Origin of the sequence: Tianweitania sediminis (assembly GCF_017813335.1) — a bacterium.
GTDB lineage: Bacteria > Pseudomonadota > Alphaproteobacteria > Rhizobiales > Rhizobiaceae > Tianweitania > Tianweitania sediminis.
Genome location: NZ_JAGIYY010000007.1, coordinates 35700 through 59767, shown reverse-complemented (window position 1 = coordinate 59767; position 24068 = coordinate 35700). Strand labels below are relative to the sequence as shown.

25 protein-coding genes are annotated in these 24068 nt (G+C 59.9%); 20 read left to right on the top strand and 5 right to left on the bottom strand.

Translation table 11 applies throughout. The annotated features are described in order from the left end of the window. Positions 1-5 precede the first annotated feature (5 nt). From J5Y06_RS17055 to J5Y06_RS16990, 14 genes are all read left to right on the top strand, one after another. The gene (locus tag J5Y06_RS17055; protein ID WP_209336396.1) at positions 6-917 is read left to right on the top strand and encodes an SDR family oxidoreductase; all 912 of its coding nucleotides are present in this window, start codon (positions 6-8) and stop codon (positions 915-917) included. Between the two features lie 30 nt (positions 918-947). Then, entirely contained in the window at positions 948-1316 is a 369-nt protein-coding gene (locus J5Y06_RS17050) for a MaoC family dehydratase (protein ID WP_209336395.1), read from the top strand. Beyond that, positions 1313-1738 carry a MaoC family dehydratase gene (locus J5Y06_RS17045; protein ID WP_209336394.1) on the top strand — a complete coding sequence of 142 codons (426 nt, stop codon included), beginning with the start codon at positions 1313-1315 and terminating at the stop codon, positions 1736-1738. The genes J5Y06_RS17050 and J5Y06_RS17045 overlap by 4 nt, the downstream gene beginning before the upstream one ends. 2 nt (positions 1739-1740) lie before the next feature. After that, positions 1741-2907 (top strand): acetyl-CoA acetyltransferase, encoded by a 1167-nt coding sequence (locus J5Y06_RS17040; protein WP_209336393.1) that lies wholly within the window; start codon positions 1741-1743, stop codon positions 2905-2907. A 15-nt stretch (positions 2908-2922) separates the two neighbouring features. After that, positions 2923-3339 carry a Zn-ribbon domain-containing OB-fold protein gene (locus J5Y06_RS17035; RefSeq protein WP_209336392.1) on the top strand — a complete coding sequence of 139 codons (417 nt, stop codon included), beginning with the start codon at positions 2923-2925 and terminating at the stop codon, positions 3337-3339. Position 3340: 1 nt separating this feature from the next. Next, complete coding sequence (locus tag J5Y06_RS17030) at positions 3341-4576, top strand: acyl-CoA dehydrogenase family protein (RefSeq protein ID WP_209336391.1); 1236 nt, start codon at positions 3341-3343, stop codon at positions 4574-4576. Between the two features lies 1 nt (position 4577). After that, a complete protein-coding gene (locus J5Y06_RS17025; protein ID WP_209336390.1) occupies positions 4578-6689 on the top strand; it encodes an acetate--CoA ligase family protein in 2112 nt (703 codons plus the stop codon). 94 nt (positions 6690-6783) lie between these two features. Further along, the gene (locus J5Y06_RS17020) at positions 6784-7584 is read left to right on the top strand and encodes an enoyl-CoA hydratase/isomerase family protein (protein WP_209336389.1); all 801 of its coding nucleotides are present in this window, start codon (positions 6784-6786) and stop codon (positions 7582-7584) included. A gap of 33 nt (positions 7585-7617) precedes the next feature. Further along, the gene (locus J5Y06_RS17015; RefSeq protein WP_209336388.1) at positions 7618-8781 is read left to right on the top strand and encodes an acyl-CoA dehydrogenase family protein; all 1164 of its coding nucleotides are present in this window, start codon (positions 7618-7620) and stop codon (positions 8779-8781) included. A gap of 23 nt (positions 8782-8804) precedes the next feature. Beyond that, entirely contained in the window at positions 8805-10358 is a 1554-nt protein-coding gene (locus tag J5Y06_RS17010; RefSeq protein ID WP_209336387.1) for a long-chain-fatty-acid--CoA ligase, read from the top strand. 5 nt (positions 10359-10363) lie between these two features. Then, positions 10364-11725, top strand: coding sequence for an MmgE/PrpD family protein (locus J5Y06_RS17005; RefSeq protein WP_209336386.1), 1362 nt, complete (start codon positions 10364-10366; stop codon positions 11723-11725). After that, the gene (locus J5Y06_RS17000; protein WP_209336385.1) at positions 11722-12477 is read left to right on the top strand and encodes an SDR family NAD(P)-dependent oxidoreductase; all 756 of its coding nucleotides are present in this window, start codon (positions 11722-11724) and stop codon (positions 12475-12477) included. The genes J5Y06_RS17005 and J5Y06_RS17000 overlap by 4 nt, the downstream gene beginning before the upstream one ends. Further along, complete coding sequence (locus J5Y06_RS16995; RefSeq protein WP_209336384.1) at positions 12470-13630, top strand: acyl-CoA dehydrogenase family protein; 1161 nt, start codon at positions 12470-12472, stop codon at positions 13628-13630. Before J5Y06_RS17000 ends, J5Y06_RS16995 begins: the two co-directional genes overlap by 8 nt. After that, the gene (locus J5Y06_RS16990) at positions 13617-14444 is read left to right on the top strand and encodes an enoyl-CoA hydratase/isomerase family protein (protein WP_245248013.1); all 828 of its coding nucleotides are present in this window, start codon (positions 13617-13619) and stop codon (positions 14442-14444) included. Before J5Y06_RS16995 ends, J5Y06_RS16990 begins: the two co-directional genes overlap by 14 nt. Here J5Y06_RS16990 and J5Y06_RS16985 read toward each other — a convergent pair whose 3' ends face one another. Continuing rightward, positions 14445-15113: a TetR/AcrR family transcriptional regulator gene (locus J5Y06_RS16985; protein WP_209336383.1), complete on the bottom strand. Its 669-nt coding sequence runs from the start codon at positions 15111-15113 to the stop codon at positions 14445-14447. Between the two features lie 173 nt (positions 15114-15286). Between J5Y06_RS16985 and J5Y06_RS16980 the strand changes: the two genes are divergently transcribed. From J5Y06_RS16980 to J5Y06_RS16960, 5 genes are read left to right on the top strand one after another with little or no spacing between them, the layout of a single operon-like run. Continuing rightward, positions 15287-16066, top strand: coding sequence for an enoyl-CoA hydratase/isomerase family protein (locus J5Y06_RS16980; protein ID WP_209336382.1), 780 nt, complete (start codon positions 15287-15289; stop codon positions 16064-16066). Further along, on the top strand, positions 16063-17643 hold the full coding sequence (locus J5Y06_RS16975; RefSeq protein ID WP_209336381.1) for a class I adenylate-forming enzyme family protein: 1581 nt from the start codon (positions 16063-16065) through the stop codon (positions 17641-17643). The genes J5Y06_RS16980 and J5Y06_RS16975 overlap by 4 nt, the downstream gene beginning before the upstream one ends. 11 nt (positions 17644-17654) lie before the next feature. Continuing rightward, complete coding sequence (locus J5Y06_RS16970; RefSeq protein WP_209336380.1) at positions 17655-18440, top strand: SDR family NAD(P)-dependent oxidoreductase; 786 nt, start codon at positions 17655-17657, stop codon at positions 18438-18440. Between the two features lie 10 nt (positions 18441-18450). Next, positions 18451-19233, top strand: coding sequence for an SDR family NAD(P)-dependent oxidoreductase (locus tag J5Y06_RS16965; protein ID WP_209336379.1), 783 nt, complete (start codon positions 18451-18453; stop codon positions 19231-19233). Positions 19234-19248: 15 nt separating this feature from the next. Next, positions 19249-19980, top strand: a complete 732-nt coding sequence (locus J5Y06_RS16960) for an SDR family NAD(P)-dependent oxidoreductase (RefSeq protein WP_209336378.1) — start codon at positions 19249-19251, stop codon at positions 19978-19980. A 27-nt stretch (positions 19981-20007) separates the two neighbouring features. Here J5Y06_RS16960 and J5Y06_RS16955 read toward each other — a convergent pair whose 3' ends face one another. Beyond that, positions 20008-20880, bottom strand: a complete 873-nt coding sequence (locus tag J5Y06_RS16955) for an HpcH/HpaI aldolase/citrate lyase family protein (RefSeq protein WP_209336377.1) — start codon at positions 20878-20880, stop codon at positions 20008-20010. Between the two features lie 13 nt (positions 20881-20893). Further along, positions 20894-21766, bottom strand: a complete 873-nt coding sequence (locus tag J5Y06_RS16950) for an MBL fold metallo-hydrolase (RefSeq protein ID WP_342453453.1) — start codon at positions 21764-21766, stop codon at positions 20894-20896. Between J5Y06_RS16950 and J5Y06_RS23470 the strand changes: the two genes are divergently transcribed. Continuing rightward, positions 21650-21928, top strand: coding sequence for a hypothetical protein (locus J5Y06_RS23470; protein WP_342453454.1), 279 nt, complete (start codon positions 21650-21652; stop codon positions 21926-21928). The two genes, J5Y06_RS16950 and J5Y06_RS23470, sit on opposite strands and share 117 nt — an antisense overlap. A gap of 12 nt (positions 21929-21940) precedes the next feature. Here the strand turns inward: J5Y06_RS23470 and J5Y06_RS16945 are convergent, their stop codons facing one another. Together J5Y06_RS16945 and J5Y06_RS16940 are read right to left on the bottom strand one after the other, a co-directional pair. Continuing rightward, positions 21941-22987 (bottom strand): MaoC family dehydratase, encoded by a 1047-nt coding sequence (locus J5Y06_RS16945; protein ID WP_209336375.1) that lies wholly within the window; start codon positions 22985-22987, stop codon positions 21941-21943. Positions 22988-22990: 3 nt separating this feature from the next. Further along, positions 22991-23920, bottom strand: a complete 930-nt coding sequence (locus tag J5Y06_RS16940) for an HpcH/HpaI aldolase/citrate lyase family protein (protein WP_209336374.1) — start codon at positions 23918-23920, stop codon at positions 22991-22993. Between the last annotated feature and the right edge of the window lie 148 nt (positions 23921-24068).

Here is a 24068-nt window from a genome sequence, read left to right as displayed (position 1 = left end):
AAACAATGTCGGAATTGCTTGCAAACAAGGTTGCGCTCGTCACCGGCGCAGGTCGCGGAATTGGCCGCGAAATCGCTTTGATGATGGCCGCCCACGGCGCAAAGGTCGTCGTGAACGATCCCGGCGTTTCGCTGACCGGCGATGACGAAACCGACGGCCCGGCAAATGAAACCGTGCGCGACATCAAGGCCGCAGGCGGCGAAGCGGTTGCCGATTACGGCAGCGTGTCGGATTCCGCTGCGGCGAAAGGCATGGTGCAGCGTGCGGTAGACACGTTCGGCAAGATCGACATCGTGGTGAACAATGCTGGCATCCTGCGCGATGTGATCTTCCACAAGATGACCGAAGACGATTGGGATTCGGTAATCAAGGTTCACCTCTACGGTTCATTCTATGTCGCCCGCGCAGCCGCCGAGCATTTCCGCAAGCAGGAAAGCGGTGCTTTCGTCAACATGACCTCGACGTCGGGTCTTGTCGGCAATCCGGGACAGGCGAATTATTCGGCGGCGAAGATGGGCATTGTCGGCCTGTCGAAATCGCTGGCCATCGACATGGCCAAGTTCAACGTTCGCTCCAACTGCATTTCGCCCTTCGCATGGAGCCGCATGGTTGGCTCGATCCCGAACACGCCGGATCAGGAAGAGCGTCTTGCGGGCCTGCGCATGCTGACGCCGGACAAGATCGCGCCGGTCGCGGTGTTCCTCGCCAGTGACGATGCGAAGGAAGTCAATGGCCAGATCTTTGCTGTGCGCGGTAATGAAATCTTCCTGATGAGCCAGCCACGCCCGCTGCGTTCGATCCATCGCTCGGAAGGCTGGACGCCGGAAACGCTGCGTGACCATGCGATCCCTGCGCTGAAATCGTCCTTCGTGCCGGTTCACCTGTCGCGCGACGTATTCTCCTGGACGCCGGTCTGACACATGAACTACCGGCGATATGATGAGGTGGTGGTCGGCGATGTTTTCCCTGCCGACCCGCTCCGCTTCGAGGTCACGCAGGCTGTCGTGGATAGCTTTCTTGAGGCGACCGGAAATGAACGCCGTGGCAAAGACGCGCCGTCAATGCTCGCAAGCGTTTATCTGGTCGATCTGCTGAGTGCGCGTCAAAGCCCTCCGGGTGGTATTCACGCCAAGCAGTCCATCCGGTTTTTCAGATCGCTCAAGGTCGGCGAAACGATCTCGATTCAGGCGCGGGTGGTCGAGAAATATATTCGCAAGGAACGGCCCTATGTTGTCTCGGATTTCGAGGCGAAGGGCGAGGACGGCACGTCGGTTTCGTCGGGCCGCATCACCTCGATATGGGGTAAGGATCAATGAGCGCGGATATCAGCAAGGGTGCGGGTCAGTTGTCCGCAAAGCTGCCGGTTATCGTGCGCCCCGTCGATCAGGCGCGCATCGACCGCTATGCGGCAGCCTCGCATGATTTCAACCCGATTCATGTCGATCCGGAGTTCTCGAAGACCGGGCCGTTCGGTCGCCCCATCGGCCACGGGCTAATGACCCTGGCGTTTGTGTCACAGATGCTGAACGAGTGGAGTGATGGCGCCTTCGACGCTTGTGGTGAAATCGACATCACCTTCATCGCGCCGGTGTTTGCTGGCGATGTGGTGGAAGTTACCGGCGAGATCGAGGGCAAGGTTGAGCGCGATGGCGAAGATTGCCTGCGCGTGAAGCTGTTGGTCAGCGCAGGCGGTCGCCAGATCCTCGCAGGATATGCAATTCAGCCGGTGGGAGCGTAAGCATGGCGCGTGAAGCAGTAATCGTCGGCGTTGGCGACGTTCCGCTGGAAGGTGGCAAGGTGGTGGGCGGCGGCTCCGTCTTGCAGGTGCAGGCGCGCGCTGCAAAGGCCGCGCTCGACGATGCCCGTCTATCGATGCGCGATGTGGACGGCCTGCTTGTCGCTGGCCTTTGGGGCGTGCCGGGTCCGGGGCAATTGCCGTCGGTAACGCTTGGCGAATATCTCGGCATTCATCCGCGCTTTGCTGACAGCACGAATATTGGCGGCTCGGCATTCGAGGCACATGTCGCGCACGCGGCAATGGCCATCGAAAAGGGCTATTGTGACGTTGCGCTCATCTCTTACGGCTCCATGCAGAAGAGTGAACGCAGCCGCACGCTGGGCGGGCGTCCGTCGATTCTCACCATGCAGTTCGAGAATGTGTGGGGCATTCCGCAGCCGGTCGGTGGCTACGCGCTTGCCGCGCAGCGCCACATGCATGAGTTTGGCACCACTGAAGAACAGCTTGCCGAAATCGCGGTCGCCACGCGCAAATGGGCGAGCATGAACCCGGCAGCGACGATGCGCGATCCGCTGACCATCGATGACGTGATGAATTCGACGCGCATTGCCGATCCGCTCAAGCTCCTCGACTGCTGTCTGGTGACTGATGGTGCTGGCGCAATCGTGATGACCACGGCAGAGAATGCCCGCGCTCATGGTTCGAAGCCGATCCACATTCGCGGCTATGGCGAGGCGCATACGCATTGGTCGATTGGCGCAATGCCCGACCTCGCTCGCCTCACGGCGGCGGAAATGGCCTCGAAGCGCGCATTCGAAATGGCGGGCATCAGCCATGACGCCATTGATCTGGTAGAGTGCTACGACTCCTTCACCATCACCGTGATGATGACACTCGAAGCTCTGGGCTTTTGCAAGCCGGGCGAGGGTGGCGCGTTCGTCTCCGGTCAGCGCACGGCACCGGGCGGGGCATTCCCGCTCAACACCAATGGCGGCGGGCTGTCATATTGCCACCCCGGCATGTACGGCATCTTCCTTCTCGTTGAGGCTGTGCGCCAGCTTCGCGGTGAGGCGGGCGCAAGGCAGGTGGCGGATGTTGCGACCGCACTGGTGCATGGCACTGGTGGCACGCTGTCATCCGGCTCAACCGTCATTCTGGCGAACAACTAAGCGAGGGGCGAGCAAATGAGCGAGACCTACGAAAAGCCCCAGCCCGTCATCGATCCCGGCACCAAGCCGTTCTGGGACGCCGCGCGTGAACACAGGCTGCTGCTGCCGCGTTGCCGTTCTTGCGGAGAGCACCATTTCTATCCGCGCGAGCTTTGCCCGCATTGCTATTCCGACGATCTCGAATGGGTCGATGCGTCGGGCGATGGTGAAGTTTATTCCTACACGATTGCGCGCAAGCCTGCTGGTCCGACATTTGCGGCCGACGTGCCCTATGTGATTGCCATGATAAAGCTGGATGAAGGGCCGCGTATGCTGACCAACATCATCACGAGCGATGTCGAAAGCGTGCGCATCGGTGCGCGGGTCAAGGTCAGCTTCGACGATGTGACGCCGGAACTAACGCTGCCGAAATTCAAGCTTGAGAGTGAATGAGATGAACAGGTCGCTGGTCCCCGAAGAAATCATTCAGATCGGTGATAGCCTGATCCGTTTCGTCGAGCAGGAAGTGGTGCCGTTGGAAAGTGCCAACAAGGCTCTGCTTGCATCGGATCGCACGATTTACGATGAGGAAGGCCGCTTCACGCCTGAAGTGCAGGAACTGCGCCGTCAGGTTCGGATGAAATCGTCGGAGGCCGGTTTCTACACTATGTTCGGACCGGGAGAGCTTGGCGGCGGCGGGCTGGGTCCGGTTGCTTCGGTCTATCTCAATTGGCAATTGTCTGCGCATTGCGGGCCTGAGCGCACGCTCATCCATCCTGTTGTCATCCCCTCGCCCTTCACCAATGGCCTGTCGCCGGTGCTCACGGTTCTGGATGAAGGTCTGCGCGATCAATACCTGCCCTTACTGGCCAGCGGCGAAAAGACATTGTGCTTCGGATTGTCGGAGCCGGATGCCGGTTCCGACGTATTCAACTTGAAAACCACCGCTATCCGCGATGGTGACGACTGGGTAATTTCCGGTTCCAAGCAGTGGATCACCAACGGACCCTATGCCGACTATGCGATGATCTTCGCCATAACCGATCCGGCGCTCGTTGCGCAGCGCAAGGGCGGCATCACTGGCTTTTTCGTGGAAACCGGCTGGAAGGGCTTCAAGGCGGTTTCGACCATCCCGATCATGGGCCATCTCGGTGCGGAAATCGGCATTCTGGCATTCGATGAATTGCGCGTGCCTGACCGCTATCGCCTTGGTGCGGTTAATGACGGCCTGAAGGTCGCGCTGCGCGGCGTTAATCTGGGCCGTCTCGGCCTGTCGGCCACCTGTGTCGGTCTGGCGCGCTGGGCGCTGGTGCGGGCGGTGGAATATTCCAAGATGCGCAAGACCTTCGGGCAGCCAATCGGCGAGCACCAGGCCGTGCAGATGCTGCTGGCGGAAAGCGCGACCGAAATCTATGCCGCCGAATCCATCCTGCTCGATTGCGCGATGAAGCTGGAGCGTGGCGAAAAGGCTTTGGCCGAAACCTCGATGGTCAAGCAGTTCTGCACCGACTCGTCGAACCGCGTTTTCGACCGCTGCATGCAGGTGCATGGCGGCATGGGCCTGACCAACGAATTGCGGCTTGAGGCCGGGTACAGATTTGTTCGCTCGATGCGCATTCCCGATGGCACCAGCGAAATCCAGAAGCGCACTGTTGCGCGCGATCTCTTGTCGAAGGGCGTGAATTTCTGAGATGAACAGCCAGCCTGTCGCTTCCCGGCTTGATAATCTTTTCCGCCCGCGTTCGGTGGCGATCTTCGGCGCGTCGGACGATGCCACGCGTATTTCCGGTCGCCCGCTGCGCTATCTGCTGGAAGGCGGGTTCGCGGGGCCGATCTATCCGATCAACCCGAAGCGCGACACGGTTCAGGGCGTGAAATCATATGCCAGCCTCGCCGATGTTCCCGAAGTGCCAGACGTGGCGCTGGTCGCGGTTCCGGCGGCGCTGACCGAACAGGCCCTGCGCGACTGCGTTGCAAAGGGCGTCTCGGCGGCGGTTATCTTCTCGGCTGGCTATGCCGAAAGCGGCGACGAAGGCCGTGCGATCCAGCAGAAGCTGGTCGATATTGCCAAGGCGGGCGGTCTGCGCCTGCTCGGTCCCAATTGTCTCGGACTGTTCAATCCGCAGATCGGGTTTTACGGCACTTTCACCCAGTCGCTGGACAAGGAAATGCCTTCCGCCGGTCCACTCGGCATTGTCAGCCAGTCGGGAGCGTATGGTTCGCACATCGCCTATCTTGCCCGTCAGAAGGGTCTGGGGATCAATTACTGGATCACCACCGGCAACGAGTCCGACATCGACGTCGCCGAATGCCTTGAGTGGATGGCGGTGCAGGACGATATCAAGGTCATCATGGCCTATGTCGAAGGCGTTCGGGACGGACAGCGGTTCCGCCGCGCGCTGGAGCTCGCCCGCCAGAACCGCAAGCCCATCGTCATGATGAAGGTCGGGCGCTCGGAAATCGGCGCGAAGGCCGCTTCGTCGCACACCGCTTCACTGGCCGGGTCCGACGCGATTTACGATGCGCTGTTCCGGCAATATGGCGTACATCGCGCCGACACGACCAGCGAACAGATCAACGTCGCCTATGCCTGCACACGCGGCATTTTCCCGGAACACAACAAGCTCGGCGTGGTCACGCTTTCCGGCGGCGCTGGCGTGCTTATCTCCGATGCAGCCGAACGCTTCGGGCTGGATGTAGCCCCGATGCCTGACGCGGCGCAGGAAGTGCTGCGCGAACTGCTTCCCTTTGCAACCGTGACCAATCCGGTAGACACCACCGCGCAGGCGCTCAACGAGATGAGTCTGCTGGCGCGCAATATCGAGGTGATGCTGGATCAGGGCGGCTATGACGCGCTGCTTGGCTTCTTCTCGACCGTGCCGAACACGCGCACCCTTTCAGGACCGTTGCGTGGAGCGATTGAGAAAGGCTGCGAGCGGTTTCCCGACCGCCTGATCGCACTGGAAATGGTGGCGGCCCCGGAAGTGGTTCGCGCCTATGAAGATGCGGGCTTCCTCGTGTTTGAGGATGCATCCGATGCGGTGGCCTCGCTGGGCGCTCTTGCGCGTTTCGGCAAGGCTTTCCGTGAAGGCGGAGTGACGCGGCCCGTGCCGCAGGCTGTTCCGATAAGCGTGGCGGCGCTGTCGGAACACGCTGCCAAGCAGCTTCTTTCGAAGGCGGGGGTGCCCTTTCTCGACGAGCGGCTTGCCGGCAGCGCGGATGATGCAGGCACCGCGGCCGACGCCATCGGCTATCCGGTGGTGATGAAGATCGTCTCCCCGCAGATTGAACACAAGACCGAGATCGGCGGCGTCATTCTTGGTGTTGCGGACCGCGCTGCGGTCGAGGCAGCTTATGTCACGCTGATCGAACGCGCGGCGCATCACTGCCCCGACGCGACGATTGAAGGCGTTCTGGTCGCGCCGATGGCGGGTAAGGGTATCGAAGTCATCATCGGCGTGTCACGCGATCCGGTATTCGGTCCTGCGGTGATGTTCGGCCTTGGCGGCGTGCATGTCGAAGTGTTGAAGGATGTGACCTTCCGGCTGGCACCATTCGACCGCGAAGAGGCGCACCGCATGATCGACCAGATCAGGGGCCGCGCGCTGCTGTCGGGTGTGCGTGGCGCGCCGCCTGCCGATGTGGATGCACTCGCCGATCTGCTCGTCAATATATCGAACTTTGCCGCTGCTCACCGCGACGACATCGAAACCATCGACCTCAACCCCGTAATCGCTCGTGCGAAGGGGGAAGGCGTGATCGCGCTCGATGCTCTGGTGGTGCCGCGTTCCGTTGCGGAATGATCTGGCTCAACGGGTTTTCGTTGCAGTCGTTTCATTTTCGAACTATTGTTAGAATATGAGTGGCCAACCTAAGCGGCCGCGATGGAGGAACCTCATGGACGTCGATTATTCAGGTTACAGATATTTCCTGTTCGAGAAGGAAGGCCGCACTCTTACGGTGACGATGAATCGTCCCGATCAGCTCAACGCGATGACCGGGGAGATGCATGAGGAAACCTCGAGGTTGTTCTACGATCTGGGCATGGATTACTCCATCGACGTGGTGATCCTGACGGGTGCCGGTCGTGCCTTTTCGGCTGGCGGCGACATTGCCGGCATGCGCGAGATGTATGAAAAGCCTGAACTGTTCGACTTCTCCATCCATGAAGCCAAGAAGGTCGTGTTCGGCATTCTCGATTGCGAGAAGATCATCATCGCCAAGGTCAACGGCGATGCGGTTGGCCTCGGGGCGACGATTGCGCTGTTCTGCGATGTTATCTTCGCTGCGGATCATGCCCGCTTCGGCGATCCGCACGTCAAGGTTGGCCTTGCGGCTGGCGACGGTGGCGCGGTGATCTGGCCGCAGGCAATTGGCTATGCGCGCGCCAAGGAATATCTTTTGACCGGCGATCTGATCAACGCCAAGGATGCGGCTGCGATGGGGCTCATCAACCACGCCGTTCCAGCCGATGAGCTGGATGCACGCGTCGATGCCTTCGCCAAGAAGATCGGCTCGGGCGCAATGAAGTCGATCAAGTACAGCAAGATGGCCATCAATATCGGCCTCAAGCAGCTTGCGCATTCGATGATGGATAGCTGCATCACCTATGAGGCGCTGACCAATCACAGCGAGGACCACGGCGAAGCGATCACGGCGTTCGAGGAAAAACGCAAGCCGAAGTTTACCGGACGCTGAACTCCAAGAATTGGCCTCAGAAGGAACGTAGGGATGGATTTCGGCGAGCCAGAACACATTACCATGTTGCGCGAGAGCATCCGCCGGATGCTCGACCGTCATGCGACGCGCGAGATGATGGCCAAGTGGGACGAGGAGGACAGGGTTCCGCGTTCGCTCATGGAGCACATCACCGCGCTCGGCGTCTGTGGCATGACCATACCGGAGGAATATGGCGGCACAGGTCGCGATATTCTGGCGACGATGGTTACGGTCGAGGAGCTTTCGCGCCGTTCCATGGTCATCGGCACGCTCTACCTGATGAATGCCTGCTATGGTGCGATGAACATTCTGGCATCGGGCAGCGAAGCGCAGAAGCGCGACCTTCTCCCGAAACTGGCGAATGGCGAATTGCTGTTTGCCTACGGCCTGTCGGAGCCTGATGTCGGCTCCGATCTCGCCAGCGTCAAGACACGCGCCGAGCGCAAGGGCGACAAGGTCATCATCAACGGCTACAAGCGCTGGTGCTCGGGTGCAGAAAGTGCGGATTACATCTATGCGCTGGTGCGTTCCGGCGATCCCGACCAGCGTTACAAGAACCTTTCGCTTGTGCTCATTCCGCCGACCGCCAAGGGTGTCACGCTCACGCACATTCCGGCGATGGGCGCGCGCGGCCTGAACACCAACGACGTATCATTGGACAATGTCGAAGTGCCGTTTGAAAACGTCATCGGCGGTGAAGATGGCTGGAACAATGGCTGGACTCGCCTTGCCGGCCCGGCGCTCGAAGTCGAAAAGCTGGAAGTCGGCGCGATGGCTATGGGCATCGCCGCGCAGGCTGTCGATGATGCTTGGGAATATTCCCAGACGCGCAGCCAGTTCGGCAAGCGCATCTGCTCGCATCAGTCGATCCGCCACATGCTGGCCGACGTGCAGACCAAGCTGGCGGCAGCGCGGATGATGCTTTATCGCGGGTGCTGGTATGCGGACAACAATTTGCCCTGTTCGGTCGAAACCTCAATGGCGAAGATGTTCGTCTGCGAGACCGGGCTGGACATTGTGCTGACCTGTCAGAAAGTCATGGGCGCATATGGTTATGCCCGCGGTTTCGACATGGAACGCCATGTGCGCGACATGCTGCTGATGCCGATCATCGGCGGCTCGACAGCAATTCAGAAGAACAACATAGCAAACCGGATGGGCCTTCCGAAGGCTTGAACCGGAGGTGGGGGAGGACGTAAATGATTGATACGCTTGGCGATTTTCTGCGCAACAACGCCTACAAGTTCCCGAACGAAACTGCCTACACGTTTGAAGGCGAGCATGTCACGTTTGCCAAGTATTTCGAGCGCGGTAATCGGCTGGCTTCGGCGCTGTGGAAGCGCGGCATCCGCCGTCAGGACCGAATATCCATTTTCTCCCAGAATTCGCTCGAGTTTATGGAAGCCTATGCGGCCTGTGAGCTTGCCGGCTACGTTGCTGCGACGGTGAACTGGCGACTGGCTGCGCCGGAGATCGAATGGATACTCGGAAACTCTTCGCCACGCGTGCTGGTGTTTGAGGCACAATATGCCGAAACCGTAGACAAGATCCGCGACCAGCTGGATTTTGTAGAACTGTTTCTGTGCGTTGGCGGCACAACTCCCTCATGGGCGGAAGACTATCATGCCTTCCGCGATTCCGGTGATAAGGAAGGCGCGCCGACGCGGCCGCAGCCCGACGAGATCATGCATCTGATCTACACGTCCGGCACGACCGGGCGTCCCAAGGGAGCCATGCGCACCCATCGCGCGGAAATCGCGGTCGGCATATTGATGGCGACCGAGCTTGGCCTGATCGTTTCCGACAGGCTGCAACTCATAATGCCGGTGTTCCATGTCGGGGCGCGCTTCCTGCAATTGGCGGTGCATATGCGCGGCGGCAGCGTCGTGCTGCATCGCAGCTTCAATCCCGCCGAAGTGCTGGACGCTATTGAACGCGAGCGCGTAACCATGACGCACATGGCGCCGACCATGGTGCAGATGATGCTGGAGCAACCTGGCATCGAAACGCGCGATCTGAAATCGCTGCACACCATCTGCTATTCCGCAGCGCCCATGCCGGTGCCGGTTCTCAAGCGTGGGCTTGAGCTTCTTGGACCTGTGTTCCTGCAACTTTACGGGATGACCGAGGGCGGCGGCACGACGCTGCACAAGCGCCAGCACAAGCTCGACGGCACCGCGGAAGATCTGAAGCGTCTCGGCTCAATCGGGCAGGCCGCGCCGAATGTCGATGTGAAGATCATCGATGAGGAAGGCAACGAAATGCCGGTCGGTCAGCCGGGCGAAATCCTTACCCGCACCGAAACACATATGGCCGGCTACTGGAACAACTCCGCCGCCACGCTGTCTGCGCTGCGCGAGGGATGGTACTACACCGGCGATCTTGGCTATGTGGACGAGGAAGGTTTCGTCTATCTGGTCGATCGCAAGAAGGACATGATCGTGTCCGGTGGCGAGAACATCTATTCCCGCGAGGTCGAGGAAGCGCTCGCTACACATTCCGCCGTTTCGGATGTGGCGGTTATTGGCGTCAAAGACGACCATTGGGGCGAAACGGTGCGGGCAATTACCGTGCTGCGCGCGGGCAAGTCCGTTTCGGAAGCCGATTTGATCGAGCACTGCAAGACGCAGATCGCCAGCTACAAGAAGCCGAAATCGATCATTTTCGTGGATGAACTTCCGCGCTTGCCGAGCGGCAAGATCAACAAGGTCACCCTGCGCCAGATGTATGGCGCGACGGTTGTGAAGGCTTGAACGAAATGGCGCGCGAGGCGCATAACACTCCGGTAACGCGCTGGCTTGCCGAGCGCGCATCGAACATCCAGCGCGGCGACCTGCCGTCAGATGCGGTGACGGTTGCGCGTCAATGCATATTGGATTGGTACGCTGTCACCATTCCCGGCGCCAGCGAACCGGCGGTAACGCTTCTGGCCGACGAATTGCTGGAAGATGGGGCGGCACCCCTAGCCTCGCTGGTCGGTCTTGAGGGCCGGACATCGCCGCTCAATGCCGCACTTATCAATGGCACCGCCTCGCACGCTCTAGACTTCGATGACGTGAACCTCGCCATTCTTGGCCATCCGACCGTGGCGTTGCTGCCGGGTCTGCTGGCACTGGCCGAACAGACTGGCGCGACACAGGATGACATTCTGACCGCGTTCACAGCGGGCTATGAGGTGGTCTGCCGGGTTGGGCTTCTGACCAGCCCCAGCCATTATAATCACGGCTTTCATGCGACTTCGACCGTGGGCAGCATCGGTGCTGCTGCAGCCTGCGCGCGGCTTCTCGGCCTCGATGCGGAACAGACGGCGACCGCCCTTGGCATTGCCGCGACCAAGGCGTCCGGCCTGAAATCCATGTTCGGAACCATGTGCAAGCCGCTTCATGCAGGCATGGCCGCGCAGAACGGCTTGATGGCCGCGCGGCTTGCCGCTCGCGGCTACACAAGCCGCGCCGATGCGCTGGAATGTGCGCAAGGTTTTGCCGCTACGCAGAGCGTGGATTTCAACGCAGATGCGGCGATGGAAGGCCAGCCGCTGGACTTCCACCTGAAGAACAATCTCTTCAAATATCATGCTTCCTGCTATCTCACCCACGGCGCTATCGAGGCAGCGCTGGCGATCCGTGAGAAGAACGGCCTCGAAACGGCATCGATCCGCACGATCACCATCAGCGTGCCGCCGATCACCGACCGGGTTTGCAACCTTGCACGTCCAACCACCGGGCTTGAGGCGAAGTTCTCGCTGCGCCTGACCGTTGCCATGGCGCTTTCGGGCCGCAACACATCCGGCATCGAAACCTACACCGATGAGCTGACGCAGGAGCCGGAATTATTGCGACTGCGCGATCTGGCGACAATCGATTTTGTCGAAGGTTATCCGCAGGCAAAGGCCGACGTCGAGGTAACGCTGGACGATGGCCGCAGCTTCAAGGCCAGCCATGATGCGGGCCTGCCCGACGCTGATCTTGCGCGCCAAGGTCGGAAGCTGGAACAGAAGTTCGACGCGATGATCGAGCCGCTACTTGGCGCTCGAACCTCGCAGTTGCGTGTGGCACTTGCCGGTTTCGGCGGTGGTGACAGTCTGGCGGAAATTTCTGAAATGGCGCGAGGCGCGCAATGACCGACGCGAAAGAAACCGCACTCATCACCGGCGCGGCAAAGGGCATCGGCAAGGGCATAGCCGAACGCCTTGCCGCCGATGGCTATCGTGTCGTCGCCATGGACATTCTGCCCGCTGTCGACCAGGTGGCGGCGGACCTGCGAGCGCGGGGCCATGATGTCAGTGCTGAGGTTCTGGACATACGCGACCGCGCTGCTGTCGCTGAAATGCTGGAGCGTTACGCGCCGTTCGATGTGATTGTGAACAATGCGGCTATCACCGCATCCTATCCGTTTGACGAGCAGAAAGAAGAATACTTCCGCGAAACCTTCGACATCAATGTGGTTGGCACGTTCATCGTTGCGCAGGAAGGCGCGCGGCGTATGCGTAATGGCGGGCGCATCGTCAACTTCACCTCGCGCTCCTTCGCCGGCGCGCCGAACATGGCGCATTATGTTGCCTCCAAAACGGCGGTGATCGGCCTCACGCGAGCGATGGCAATCGACCTTTCTCCGCGTGACATCAAGGTCAATGCAATTGCGCCCGGCGTGGTCAATACGGACATGCTGCACGACCTGACGCAGGAACAGCAGGCACTTATGCTGTCGCGCCAGTTGCTCGGTCGCATCGGCGAGCCGGAAGACATTGCGCGCGCCGTCGCCTTTCTGACCTCGGCTGAAAATCGCTACATAACGGGACAGGTGCTGATTGTGGACGGTGGCCGTTCGCTTGGTCAGGGCCAACTCCCGCCAGAGGAGTCTCCTTATGACTGAGCTTACAGAAGAGCAGCGTCTCATCCAGGAATCCGCGCGTACCTTTACGCGCGAAGTGGTGCGCCCGCTTGCCGACAAGCTCGATCCGGTCAAGGGCGAAATTCCGCGTGAACTGATCGAGCAGATGGCCGAACTCGGCTATTTCGGCATTCTCATTCCGGAAGAATATGGCGGGCTTGGCCTTGGCGCGCTCGAATATTGCCTTGTTGCGGAAGAGCTAGCGCGTGGCTGGATGAGTGTTGCCTCGATGATCGCGCGCGGCAATGCCCTGATCGGTTCGCTCAAGGCGATGACGCCGGAACAGAAGAGCGTCTATCTCCCGCGCATGGCGCAGGGTGATTTTCTCGGCGCGTTCTCGCTGTCGGAGCCGGATGCCGGTTCGGATGTGGCGAACATTTCCTGCCGCGCCAAGCGCGTCGGTGACGAGTGGGAAATCACCGGCAACAAATATTGGTGCACCTTCGCCGATGGCGCGGATTTCATCATGGTATTCGCCCGCACCGGCGCGGAGGTCGATCCCAAGGCGCGCCATAAGGGCATTTCCGCCTTCATGGTCGAAAAGCCACGTGGACAGTTGCCGCAAGGCGTGTCGGGTTCGCCTATCCCGAAGATCGGCTATTTCGGCTGGACGACGTGGGAACTTGCGTTGGACAAGTGCCGTGTGCCTGCCGCCAATCTGATCGGTGAGGAAGGCAAGGGCTTCTATCTCGCAACGGCGGGTCTGGAGACAGCGCGCGCTCACACAGCGGCGCGCTCCATCGGTCTTGCTCAGGCGGGCTTGGATGACGCCATCGCCTATTCCAAGGAGCGCCGCCAGTTCGGCCAGCAAATCGCTTCGTTTCAGGCCATCCGCTTCAAGATCGCTTCCATGGCGACCGAGATCGAAGCCGCGCGCGCGCTGATGTACTCCGTGTGCAGCAAGATCGACAGTGGCGTGCGCTGTGACAAGGAAGCTTCGATGGTCAAATTGTTCGCTTCCGAAATGTCGGAGCGCGTGACCAGCGAAGCGTTGCAGGTTCTTGGCGGCGGCGGCTACACCACGCTCAATCAGGTTGAGCGCCATTGGCGCGATGCTCGCCTGACAAAGATTTTCGAGGGCACATCCGAAATCCAGATGCGGATCATTTCCGATCATCTGCTTGGACGCGGCTGATCTGTCCGAGCTTGCGGCGGGAGGGCATGACATGACCTTACATGCGCTTGAGAATGTCCGTGTCGCGTTCGACGGTCATGTGTCAATTGTCACGCTCGCCCGCCCGCCGGTCAACGCGCAATCTCCTCAATTTCAGGAGGAGATTGCCTACGCGTTCGACTATCTTTCCGATCTCGATGAGGTGCGCGCGATTGTGCTTACCGGTGCTGGTAAGGTGTTCTGCGCGGGCGTCGATCTGAAGGAGCGCGCAGGCAAGCAGTGGGCACCTGCTGAGCGTCGCAACACCTTGCGAAGCGCTCGTGAGAGCTATCATGCGATCATGGAATGCACCAAGCCGGTCATCGGTGCCATCAATGGTGCCGCACTTGGTGCCGGGCTGGCGCTTGTCGCCTCCTGCGACATATTGATTGCGTCGGAGGATGCATCGCTCGGCCTGCCGGAAGTGACAGTCGGGCTGATGGGCGGCGCACGCCATGCCATGCAATTGTTTCCGCGCTCGCGCCTGCGTCGCATGATGCTGACCGGCGACCGTGTCGACGGGGCGGAGCTTTACCGGTTAGGTATCGTGGAAGCCTGCGTGCCGGCCGCTGAACTTATGACGTCTGCGATGGCAATGGCCCAACGCATTGCGGGTCACAGCCCGGTTGCTACGCGGCTGGCAAAGCACTCGCTGAACGCAATTGAAAACATGAGTTTGCGCGACGGTTACCGCTTCGAGCAGGACATGACGATGCGACTGGCCGAATCGGCGGATAGCCGCGAGGCGATGCTGGCGTTCAAGGAAAAGCGCGCACCTGTTTTCAAGGGAAAATAGTTACACCACGCGGCTAGGTGCCTGGGCGCGCATTTTCGGCTTCACTGGCGAAACCGCGCTATCCGCAGCGGACTTGTCCGACAAGCCATCGAGAATGAGGTCGGTGAACTCACTAGCAACTTCCTCAATTGAGCGACCGCCCGGCTTGAACCATTCGACCGTCCAGTTCAGCGCTCCCAGCACGAACAAACGCACAAGCGACATGTTGGCCGAAGCGCGGAACTCGCCACCCGCCTGCGCGCCCTTGAGAATATCCTGCCAGATCGCCGCGTAGCTGTCACGCAGCCGCATGTTCTGGTTGCGGATGGATTCCGGTACCTGTCCGATGACGCGCCGCGAGGAAAGCGTGTAGTCGCCATTGGTCAGGATCGAGGAAAGGTGGGCATGCATCGCTGCCTGCACCCGGTCGCGTCCGCTTGCTCCTTCGGGCAAAGCAGCCAGCGCGCCCTTCACGTCGTCGATAAGCAGCCGGATACTGAGATCGAGAACGGCGGAAATCAGCTCGTCCTTGGACTTGTAGTGATAGTAGATACTGCCCGCCTTCAGATCGGCCTCATCGGCGATGGTGCGCATCGTGGTTCCGGCATAGCCGTAGTCGCGGAATATTCTGGCGGCAGCGTCGAGAACGCGTTTCTGTGACACTGCGGATTTAGCGAGCTTCTTTGCCATACAGGCGTTCTCTCCCCCTATTAGTCATAACGGCACGCCGGGCCGGTCATCTGCTCAATACCACATGCCGGGACAAATTCTAACAGTTAGTGACGGTTAAGGCAATTTTCGAACTAGCGTTTGATTTTGTGTTGCGCTAGGGTTTCATCGTAAGCGTGCTTGAGGAGGAGCAGGTGGGTCTGATCGATATCGAACGTCATCCGCGCGGCATTGTGCGTGTCGTGATGAACCACGCCGAGGCGCGCAATGCGATGGGCGAGGCGCTTCGCGGTGAACTGCTTCCAACCTTCATTGATTTGCTCAATGCGCCCGATTGCCGGGTGATTATTATCGCGTCCGGGCTGAAGGATTTTTCCGTCGGCGGCGATTTGTCGAGAATGGATGAGCTTTCCGATCCAAAGGCCGCGCGGGCCCGCATGGCCGCCGCACACCGCCTGGCGCGTTTGCTCCTGACCGCCGATAAGCCGATGATTGCCGAATTTCGCGGCTATGCGATGGGTGCAGGCGCTGGCCTTGCGCTGTGTTGCGACACGGTTGTGATGGGCGAAAGCGCGGCAATGGGCTTTCCATTCCCGAAGGTCGGGTTGGTGCCGGATTTCGGCATTGCCTCCACGCTGGTGCGGCGCATCGGCGAGGCGCGCACGCGGCAGGCACTGCTTTATGCGCGCACCTACAAGGCAGTCGATGCGCTGGCCGCGGGGCTTGCCGATGAAGTGACCGCCGATGACGCGCTTGCGACGCGCGCGATGGAACTGGCGATGGAACTGGCGGAATTGCCTTCACATGCGCTGGCCCTGACCAAGCACATGCTGGGCCACAACGCCGACATTGAGGCAGCACTTGATCTTGAACTGACATCGCAGGTTGCCTGCTTCACCGGCGAAGATTTCCGCGAAGGGGTTGCTGCATTCAAGGAAAAGCGCAAGCCGCTTTTCGACGGAGACGTAAAGTGAGGCATGCGTCCGCGCGGCCATTGATTACGGTGCCGCAAACCCTCGCCGATATGCTGGATAACAATGCCTGGAAATATCCTGACCAGACGGCATTCGTCTGGCAGAACCAGCAGGTCACCCATGCACAGCATCATGTGCGCGCCTCGAAGCTGGCCAATGCGCTTTACCGCCTTGGGTTGAAGCGGCAAGACCGGATAGGCATTCTCAGCCAGAACCGGCAGGAATTTCTGGAAATCTACAGCGCGTGTGAGCTGACCGGCTTCATCTGCTCCACCGTTAACTGGCGGCTCGCCGTGCCGGAAATGCAGTTCATCATCAATGACAGCGCGCCTAAGGTGTTCATCTTCGAGGCGTCCTACGCGCATGCCGTGCTGGCCATGCGCCCGCATCTGACATCGGTGCAGCATTATGTCTGCATCGGCGGAAAGGGCGTGCCGGGTCTGGAGTTCGCGCTCGACTTCGACGAGCTTCTCGCTTCTGGCGATGAAGCGGGCGCGCCATTGCGTCCAAAGCCGGAAGATATCGCTTTCCTCATCTATACGTCCGGCACGACAGGTCGCCCGAAGGGCGTGATGCTGACGCAGGGCGGTCAGGTCGCGGCAGCGGAAATACTCGGTTCGGATCAACGAAATTCACCAGCCGACCGCCTGCTTATCATGATGCCGCTGTTCCATATCGGCGCGAAGATAATCCAGCTTGCGCAGCACTGGCGCGCTGGCACCGTGTTCCTGCAAAACGGCTTCGATCCGCAAAAGATACTCGCTTCCATCGAGCAGGACCGCATCACCGTCACGCATATGGCGCCGACGATGATCCAGAGTTTGCTCGATGCGCCGGGTGTGGAGGAGGCGGACTTCTCCAGCCTTCGCATGGTGGTCTATGCCGCGGCACCCATGCCATTGCCGGTTTTGCGCAAGGGGCTGCGCCTGATCGGTCCGGTGTTCCAGCAACAGTTCGGTCAGACGGAAGGCATCGGCACCACGCTTCTGGCGCACCAGCACAGGTTGGACGGCACCGAACGCGACCGTGAAATACTCACTTCGGTCGGGCAGGTGTCGCCGCGCGTCAACGTCCGCATCGTGGATGACAATGGCGCTGATCTGCCGGTCGGCGAAGTTGGCGAGATATTGCTGTCCAGCCCCGGCGTGATGAAGGGCTATTGGAACAACAGTGGTGCGACCATCGACACGCTGCGCGACGGCTGGGTGCATACCGGCGATATGGGCCGTCTCGATACGGAAGGCTTCCTCTATCTGGTCGATCGCAAGAAAGACATGATCATCTCCGGCGGCGAGAACATCTATTCGCGCGAGGTCGAGGAGGCTGTCGTCACGCATGACGCGGTGTCCGAAGTCGCGGTGATCGGCAAGCCAGATGAAAAATGGGGCGAGGCGGTGATGGCCGTTGTGGTGCTGAAGCCGGGGGCTTCGGCCAGCGAGCAGGTGTTGATAGATCACTGCCGCACGCTGATCGCAAGCTACAAGAAACCGCGCCATGTGGTTTTCACGGACGAGATCGTCAAGCTGCCGAGCGGCAAGATCGATAAGGTGCGCCTGCGAAAACTGTACGGCGCATGAGGGAGGAACCCATGCTGGAAATGTTTTCACTCAAGGGCAAGGTTGCCATCGTCACCGGCGCGTCGGGTGCGCTGGGTCGTGAGGTCGCGCGTGGCCTTGCAGGCGCAGGCGCGGAAGTGGTCCTCGTTGGCCGCAATCTCACGGCACTTGAAACCCTGAAAGCCGACATCGAAACCGCGAATGGCAAGGCTCGCACGCTTCAACTCGACCTCACCGATGAAGCGGCCGTGGTCGCGGCTATCGGACAGGTGGTACAGGACTGCGGCCAGATCAACATTCTGGCTAATATCGCCGGTATCATCGAATGGAAGCCGTTGGAGCAGAGCACGGAGGCGGATCTTACGCGCGTGCTCGACACCAATCTGCGCGCCACCTTCGTGATTTCGCGCGAATGCTCCAAGGCCATGATCGAACGCGGGCAGGGCGGGCGCATCATCACCACCTCTTCTGTGCTTGGCCCGCTTGGTCGCGCCAACCTTCATGCGTACAGCGCTTCAAAGTCCGGCCTTATCGGCCTGACGCGGGCGATGGCCGCCGAACTCGGCAAGTCCGGTATCACCGCAAACTGCGTTGCACCGGGATATTTCGAAACCGAAATGACCGCGCCGCTGCGGGACAAGCCGGATTTCGCTGCCGCAATCGAAGGCGTGACGCCGTTGGAGAGATGGGGTCGGGCCGAAGAGATCGTTGGCGCGTTCATCTTCCTCGCCTCGCAGGCTTCGAGCTATGTCACCGGACAGGTGCTGTATGTCGATGGCGGCCTGACCGCTTCCTTCAAGTTTCAGCTTGCAGCGTGAGGCAAGAGACATGACACGACGCTTTTCCCTTGAAGGACAGGTTGCCATCGTCACCGGCGCTTCGCGCGGGCTTGGCTTTGAAATGGCCCGCGCCATCGCAGAATCTGGCGCACGGGTTTGGATCACGGCGCGGGGTGCTGCACAACTCAACGCGGCAGCGGAAACGCTGCGCGGTGAAGGGCTGGATGTGTGCGCTCATGCCTTTGACCTGGCCGATACCAGCGCCTGTGCCGCCGCAATAGAAACGATTGCCGAACAGGAAGGCAGGCTCGATATTCTGGTGAACAATGCTGGCATCAATGTCTGGCAACCGTTGACGCAAGCCACCACTTCGTCATGGGACAACGTGATGAACACCAATGTGCGCGGTCCTTACATGCTATGCCGCGAGGCAGCGAAGCATATGGTCGAGGCCGGTTATGGGCGCATCGTCAATGTCGGCTCGGCGCTGGCCGCGGTCGGGCGCGAAAACGTATCGTCCTATGTGGCGAGCAAGCACGGGCTGGCTGGCATGACGCGCTCGCTTGCCGCAGAACTTGGCCCGAAGGGCATCACCGTCAACATGATGGCGCCGGGCTATTTCCTGACCGAGATCAACACCGAGATTCTTGCGCGACCCGGATATGAGCGAGGCGTTTCCGCGCGCATTCCGCTTGGCCGCTGGGGCGATCCGGAAGAAGCGGGCGGTGTCGTAGCCTTCATGGTTTCCAAGGCATCGGGCTATATGAACGGCCATGTGTTGATGGTCGATGGTGGTCTAACGGAAACATTCGTCCTGCCGGTGGACGCGTAACAGGGACAGAGCATCATGCAGGAAAAAGAGATCGCCATTGTCACCGGAGCCGGTCGCGGCATCGGCCTCGCCGCCGCGAAGCGGCTGGTTGAGGACGGGTTCCATGTCGTCATGGTCGATGTGAAGGCTGATCCGCTGGCAGAAAATGCAGAGGCTTTGAAACAGTCGGGCGCTTCGGTTGAACATCACGTGTTGTCGATTACCGATCGCGAGGCGGTTGCCGCGTTCATTGCCGCACTGCCGAGGTTGGATGTTCTGGTCAATAATGCCGCCGTGTTCTGGGACGGCAAGTTCGATGAAATCACCGAAGACGATTTCCGCACCATGTACGATGTCAACGTGGTGGGAACCTTCGTTATCTCGCAGGAAGCGGCGAAGCGCATGGAGCGCGGGGCGCGCATCGTCAATGTCGCTTCCCGCGCATATCTCGCAGGTTATGCGCACGCGCCATACATCACCTCCAAGGCCGGAACCATCGGGCTTACGCGCGCCATGGCTATTGACCTCGCGGCGCGTGGCATATTGGTCAACGCGATTGCACCGGGATTGATCGAGACGGAGATGTTCCGTTCGCTGACGCCTGAGCGCCAGCAGCAACTCATCGCCTTGCAACCGACGCGCGATGTCGGCCAACCGGAAGATATTGCCAACGGCATCGCCTTTTTCGCCAGCCCGCGCACGAAAAACGTCACCGGCCAGATCCTGACGCTCGACGGTGGCCGCTCGATGGGCATTTCACTGTATTGATGAGGCGGGCGGCGCTATCGCCCTCGCTCACCCCTCAACACGCGCCTTTGCGAGCACCTTGCGGGCGATGTGAAGGTGCAGCAGTTCGACCATCTTGCCATTTATCGAAATGACGCCCTTGCCGGCATTTTCCGGTTGCGCGAAAGCCTCGATCACCGCCTTGGCCTCAGCCACCGCAGCTTCAGAGGGCGAGAACGCCGCGTTTGCCGGGGTGATCTGCGCGGGATGGATCAGCGTCTTGCCATCGAAGCCGAGCAACGCGCCCGACCTGCATTCGGCGGAAAAGCCTTCTTCATTTCGGAAGTCGTTGTAGACGCCGTCCACAACATCGATGCCGAAGGCGCGGCCATGCAACACCAGCGAGGCGAGCCAATGCTCCATCGTCTTGCGCCCTTCCGGTAGAGGCAGGCCGGTTTCCTTGGCGATGTCATTCGTTCCCGCAACAAAACAATCCAGCCCGATTGCGGCACTTGCACCGAATGATGACAACGGCCGCAGATCGACAATGCCGCGCGGCGTTTCGATCATCGCCCACAGGCGAATCATGGCGTCGGTCCGTTCGGTGAGCATGTCGCGGGCGGCGGCCAGCATGTCGGTGTTTTCAAGCTTCGGCAAAAGCATGGCGTGCGGCTTGCACGCTACGACTGTATCAACGTCTTCCGGGCTCAAACCGCCCGGCGTCGTGTTGATGCGAATGACCCACTCCTGCGACGCGGGCGGCTGGTTGACCGCGAAAAAGTCGATCAGGTTCTGCCGTCCTTCGCCCTTTGCTTCGGGCGCAACCGCATCTTCGAGATCGAAGATAATCGCATCGCAGTCGAGCGACGCGACCTTCGACATGGCCTTGGTGTTGGTTGCCGGTACGTAGAGAACCGAACGGCGGCTTCTGGTCTGGGTCATGGTGCTCTCCGGTTCACGCAACGGCTTTGTAAATCATCTTGCCGGGCTGTTCCGACACATTGGCGACCAGCCCTTCGCGGATCAAATAATTCACATGCGCCAGCGCCTCGCCGAATGCAAAGCCGAGATTGTCGACGCCTTGAACCTTGGGGAACATGGCGCGGATCAGGCTGTATCCGGTGCGTGGTTCTTTCAACAATTCCAGCGTCATGTCGAGCCGTTCCCGATGGTGATCGCGCAGCTCGGTTATACGGCGGCGAATGCCACGATAGGGCAGGCCGTGCGACGGCAACACCAGAACATCATCCGGCACATGGTCGAATTTCGAGAATGAGACGAGGAAATCGCGCAGCGGATCGCCATGCGGAACCATCTCGTAAACCGCGACGACCGGGCTGATTTTCGACAACAGATGATCGCCCGCGATGAGGATATTTTCTTCTCTGTTGAAGAAGCACATATGCTCGAAGGAATGACCGCTGGTCTGGATCGCCTGCCAGTCGCGCCCGCCCATGCTCACGGTATCTCCGTCACGAATCTCGTGAAGGCTTCCCGGCAGCGGTGTGGCAAGATCGAGAAAGCGGTCGCGGCTTTCGAGAAATTCGCGTGCTTCCTGCTCGCTGAAACCGTTGCTCATAAGGTGAGTGTATTGCGCGTCAGCAGCGCCGGGAATGCCCTTGATGTGGCTGATGCGCGCCCATATCCACTCGCCGAAGCTGCCCCAAAACTCCGCATCGAAGCGCTCATGCAACCAGCCTGAAAGGCCGATATGATCGACATGGCCATGCGTTGCGACAACGCGGTCAATCTTGCGACCTTGCATAGGTCCGGCAAAAAGCGTTTCCCATGCGTTGCGAACGTCAGGCGTGTCGCAACCCGTGTCGATGCAGGTCCAGCCTTCGCCTTCATCGAGCAGCCAGCTATGAACGTGATTGAGCCTGAACGGCAGGGGATGCCGCGCCCAAAGCAGGCCCGGCGCGATTTCGATGGTTTGCCCCGGAACTGGTGCGTTGGCCCAAGGAAATTCCAGCTCTCCCGAAATATTTGACATGGCGGCCCCCTATCGCGTTGCGCGGGGCATCAGCACCCAATAATCGAGATCGAGCAGGATGGAGCTCTCATTCGGCCCGCCAGTTTGCGGGAAGTCCGCGCAGGGCAGATCCTTCGTGGCGATGGTGCGCAAGCGCAGTGCGCCGACGTCGGCGCGCTGTTCATATTTTTCCAGAACACTCGACCAGCAATAGATCGTATTGCCGCCCGCTGCCGGATTGACGTGACGTCCACCATTGATGGCCGCGACAAACCCCGCATTGGCAAGACCGTTGAAGGACAGCGAACGCGCAAGCGAAATTACATGACCACCATAGACAATGCGGCGACCGAAGCGGCTTTCGCGTTGCAGGCGCTCGTCGAAATGGCCCTTGGCGGTGTTCTGGTAGAGCCGCGTGGCGATCTGGTGCTCGGCTTCCTCAATCGTCATGCCGTCGATGTGGTCGATGCGCTCACCTACTTCGTAATCATCGAAAAAATATGGGCTGCCAGCAACTGCACGATCATAGGCTGAGAAAGCCAATCCTTCCGGCAAGGCGAGCGCTTCCGGCGCAACGCGCTCTGGAAGTTCAGGCACGAACGTTTCGGGTGCGGGGGCTGCAAGGTCGCGCTTGGCGACCATAACCCAGCGCACATAGCTCAGGACTTCCTCGCCGTGCTGATTGAAGCCGGTCGACCGCACATAGACGATACCGGTCTTGCCGTTGGCGTTTTCGCGCAAACCGATCACCTTCGAGCGTGCGGTGAAGCTGTCGCCGGGATAGGCCGAACGAATCATGCGGCAATCGGCATAGCCAAGATTGGCGACGGCATTCAGCGAAATGTCCGGTACGGTCTTGCCGAAGATCACATGAAACAACAGCAGATCGTCAATCGGTGCGCGTTCCAGTCCGACCGATTGCGCAAAGGCGTCGGATGACTGAACCGGGAAACGCATTCCGTAAAGCGCGGAGTAAAGCGCCGTGTCGCCGGTCGTGATGGTGCGCGGAACGGCGTGGACGATCTCCTGTCCAAGCCGGAAATCCTCGAAGAAATTGCCTGAGCTGGATTTTGCCATCTTCTAAAGCCCCGCCGATGGCTTGATGCCGAAAAGCTCTGCCTCGTCGAGAATGCGTTGAACGAGGCGTACGGTGGCGACATCGACCATCTGGCCGTCGACCTGAATTGCACCCAGACCCTGCGCCTGTGCTTCACGATAGGCGGCGACGGCCTTGTAGGCGCGATCAACCTCCGACTGTGCGGGGCTGAAAACTTCTTGTGAGATTGCGACTTGGCTTGGATGAATGGCCCATTTGCCGACCGCGCCAAGCTGCTTTGCTCGAACGCATTCGGTGCGATACCAGTCGCCATCGCGGAAGTTGACGAAGGGTCCGTCCACCGCATCCAGCCCGTAAGTGCGCGCGGCGACAATCATCTTGTAGCGGCCATAGTGCCAGATGTCGCCGGGATAGCCGCTATCGCCTGCGATGGCGCGCGGGTCGATTCCTTGAGAGGCAGAATAGTCGCCCATGCCGAAGATCAGCGCTTCGAGACGCGGCGATGCGCCTGCGATTTCCTCGACGCGCATCATTGCTTCGGCTTCCTCGATCAGCACTTCGATGCCGATCTTTCTTTCCAGGCCGAGCTTGGTTTCGATCTGCGTCAACAGGCGATCCACGAAGCGAACGTCGAACGCGTTGCGAACCTTTGGCACCAGTATCGTGTCCAGGTTTTTACCCGCGCCTTCAACGACGGTGATGATGTCCTCATAGGCATAGTGCGTGTCGAGGTCGTTGATGCGCACACAGCGCACCGAATTGCCGAAATCCAGCGTGTTGAGTGCATTGACGATCTGCGCGCGCGCGCCGACTTTTGCATTCGGTGCAACCGCATCCTCAAGATCGAGAAAGACGTGATCGACCTCCATCCCCGCGGCCTTGGCCATCATCTTGTCGCTCGATCCGGGAACGGCAAGCTGGCAGCGCCGGGGTCTCCTCACCTTACTGGCCATAATTTCCTCCGTGTTTCGTACGTCCCTTCCGGGTCCGATACGATTCTTTTCGATCTTCCTCGTAACGGCCTTTGACAGAGCGCGTCACCATCGATAATCTAACTATCGTTCGAAAGTGATGCGGTCAATTCCGAATCTGATTTACGGT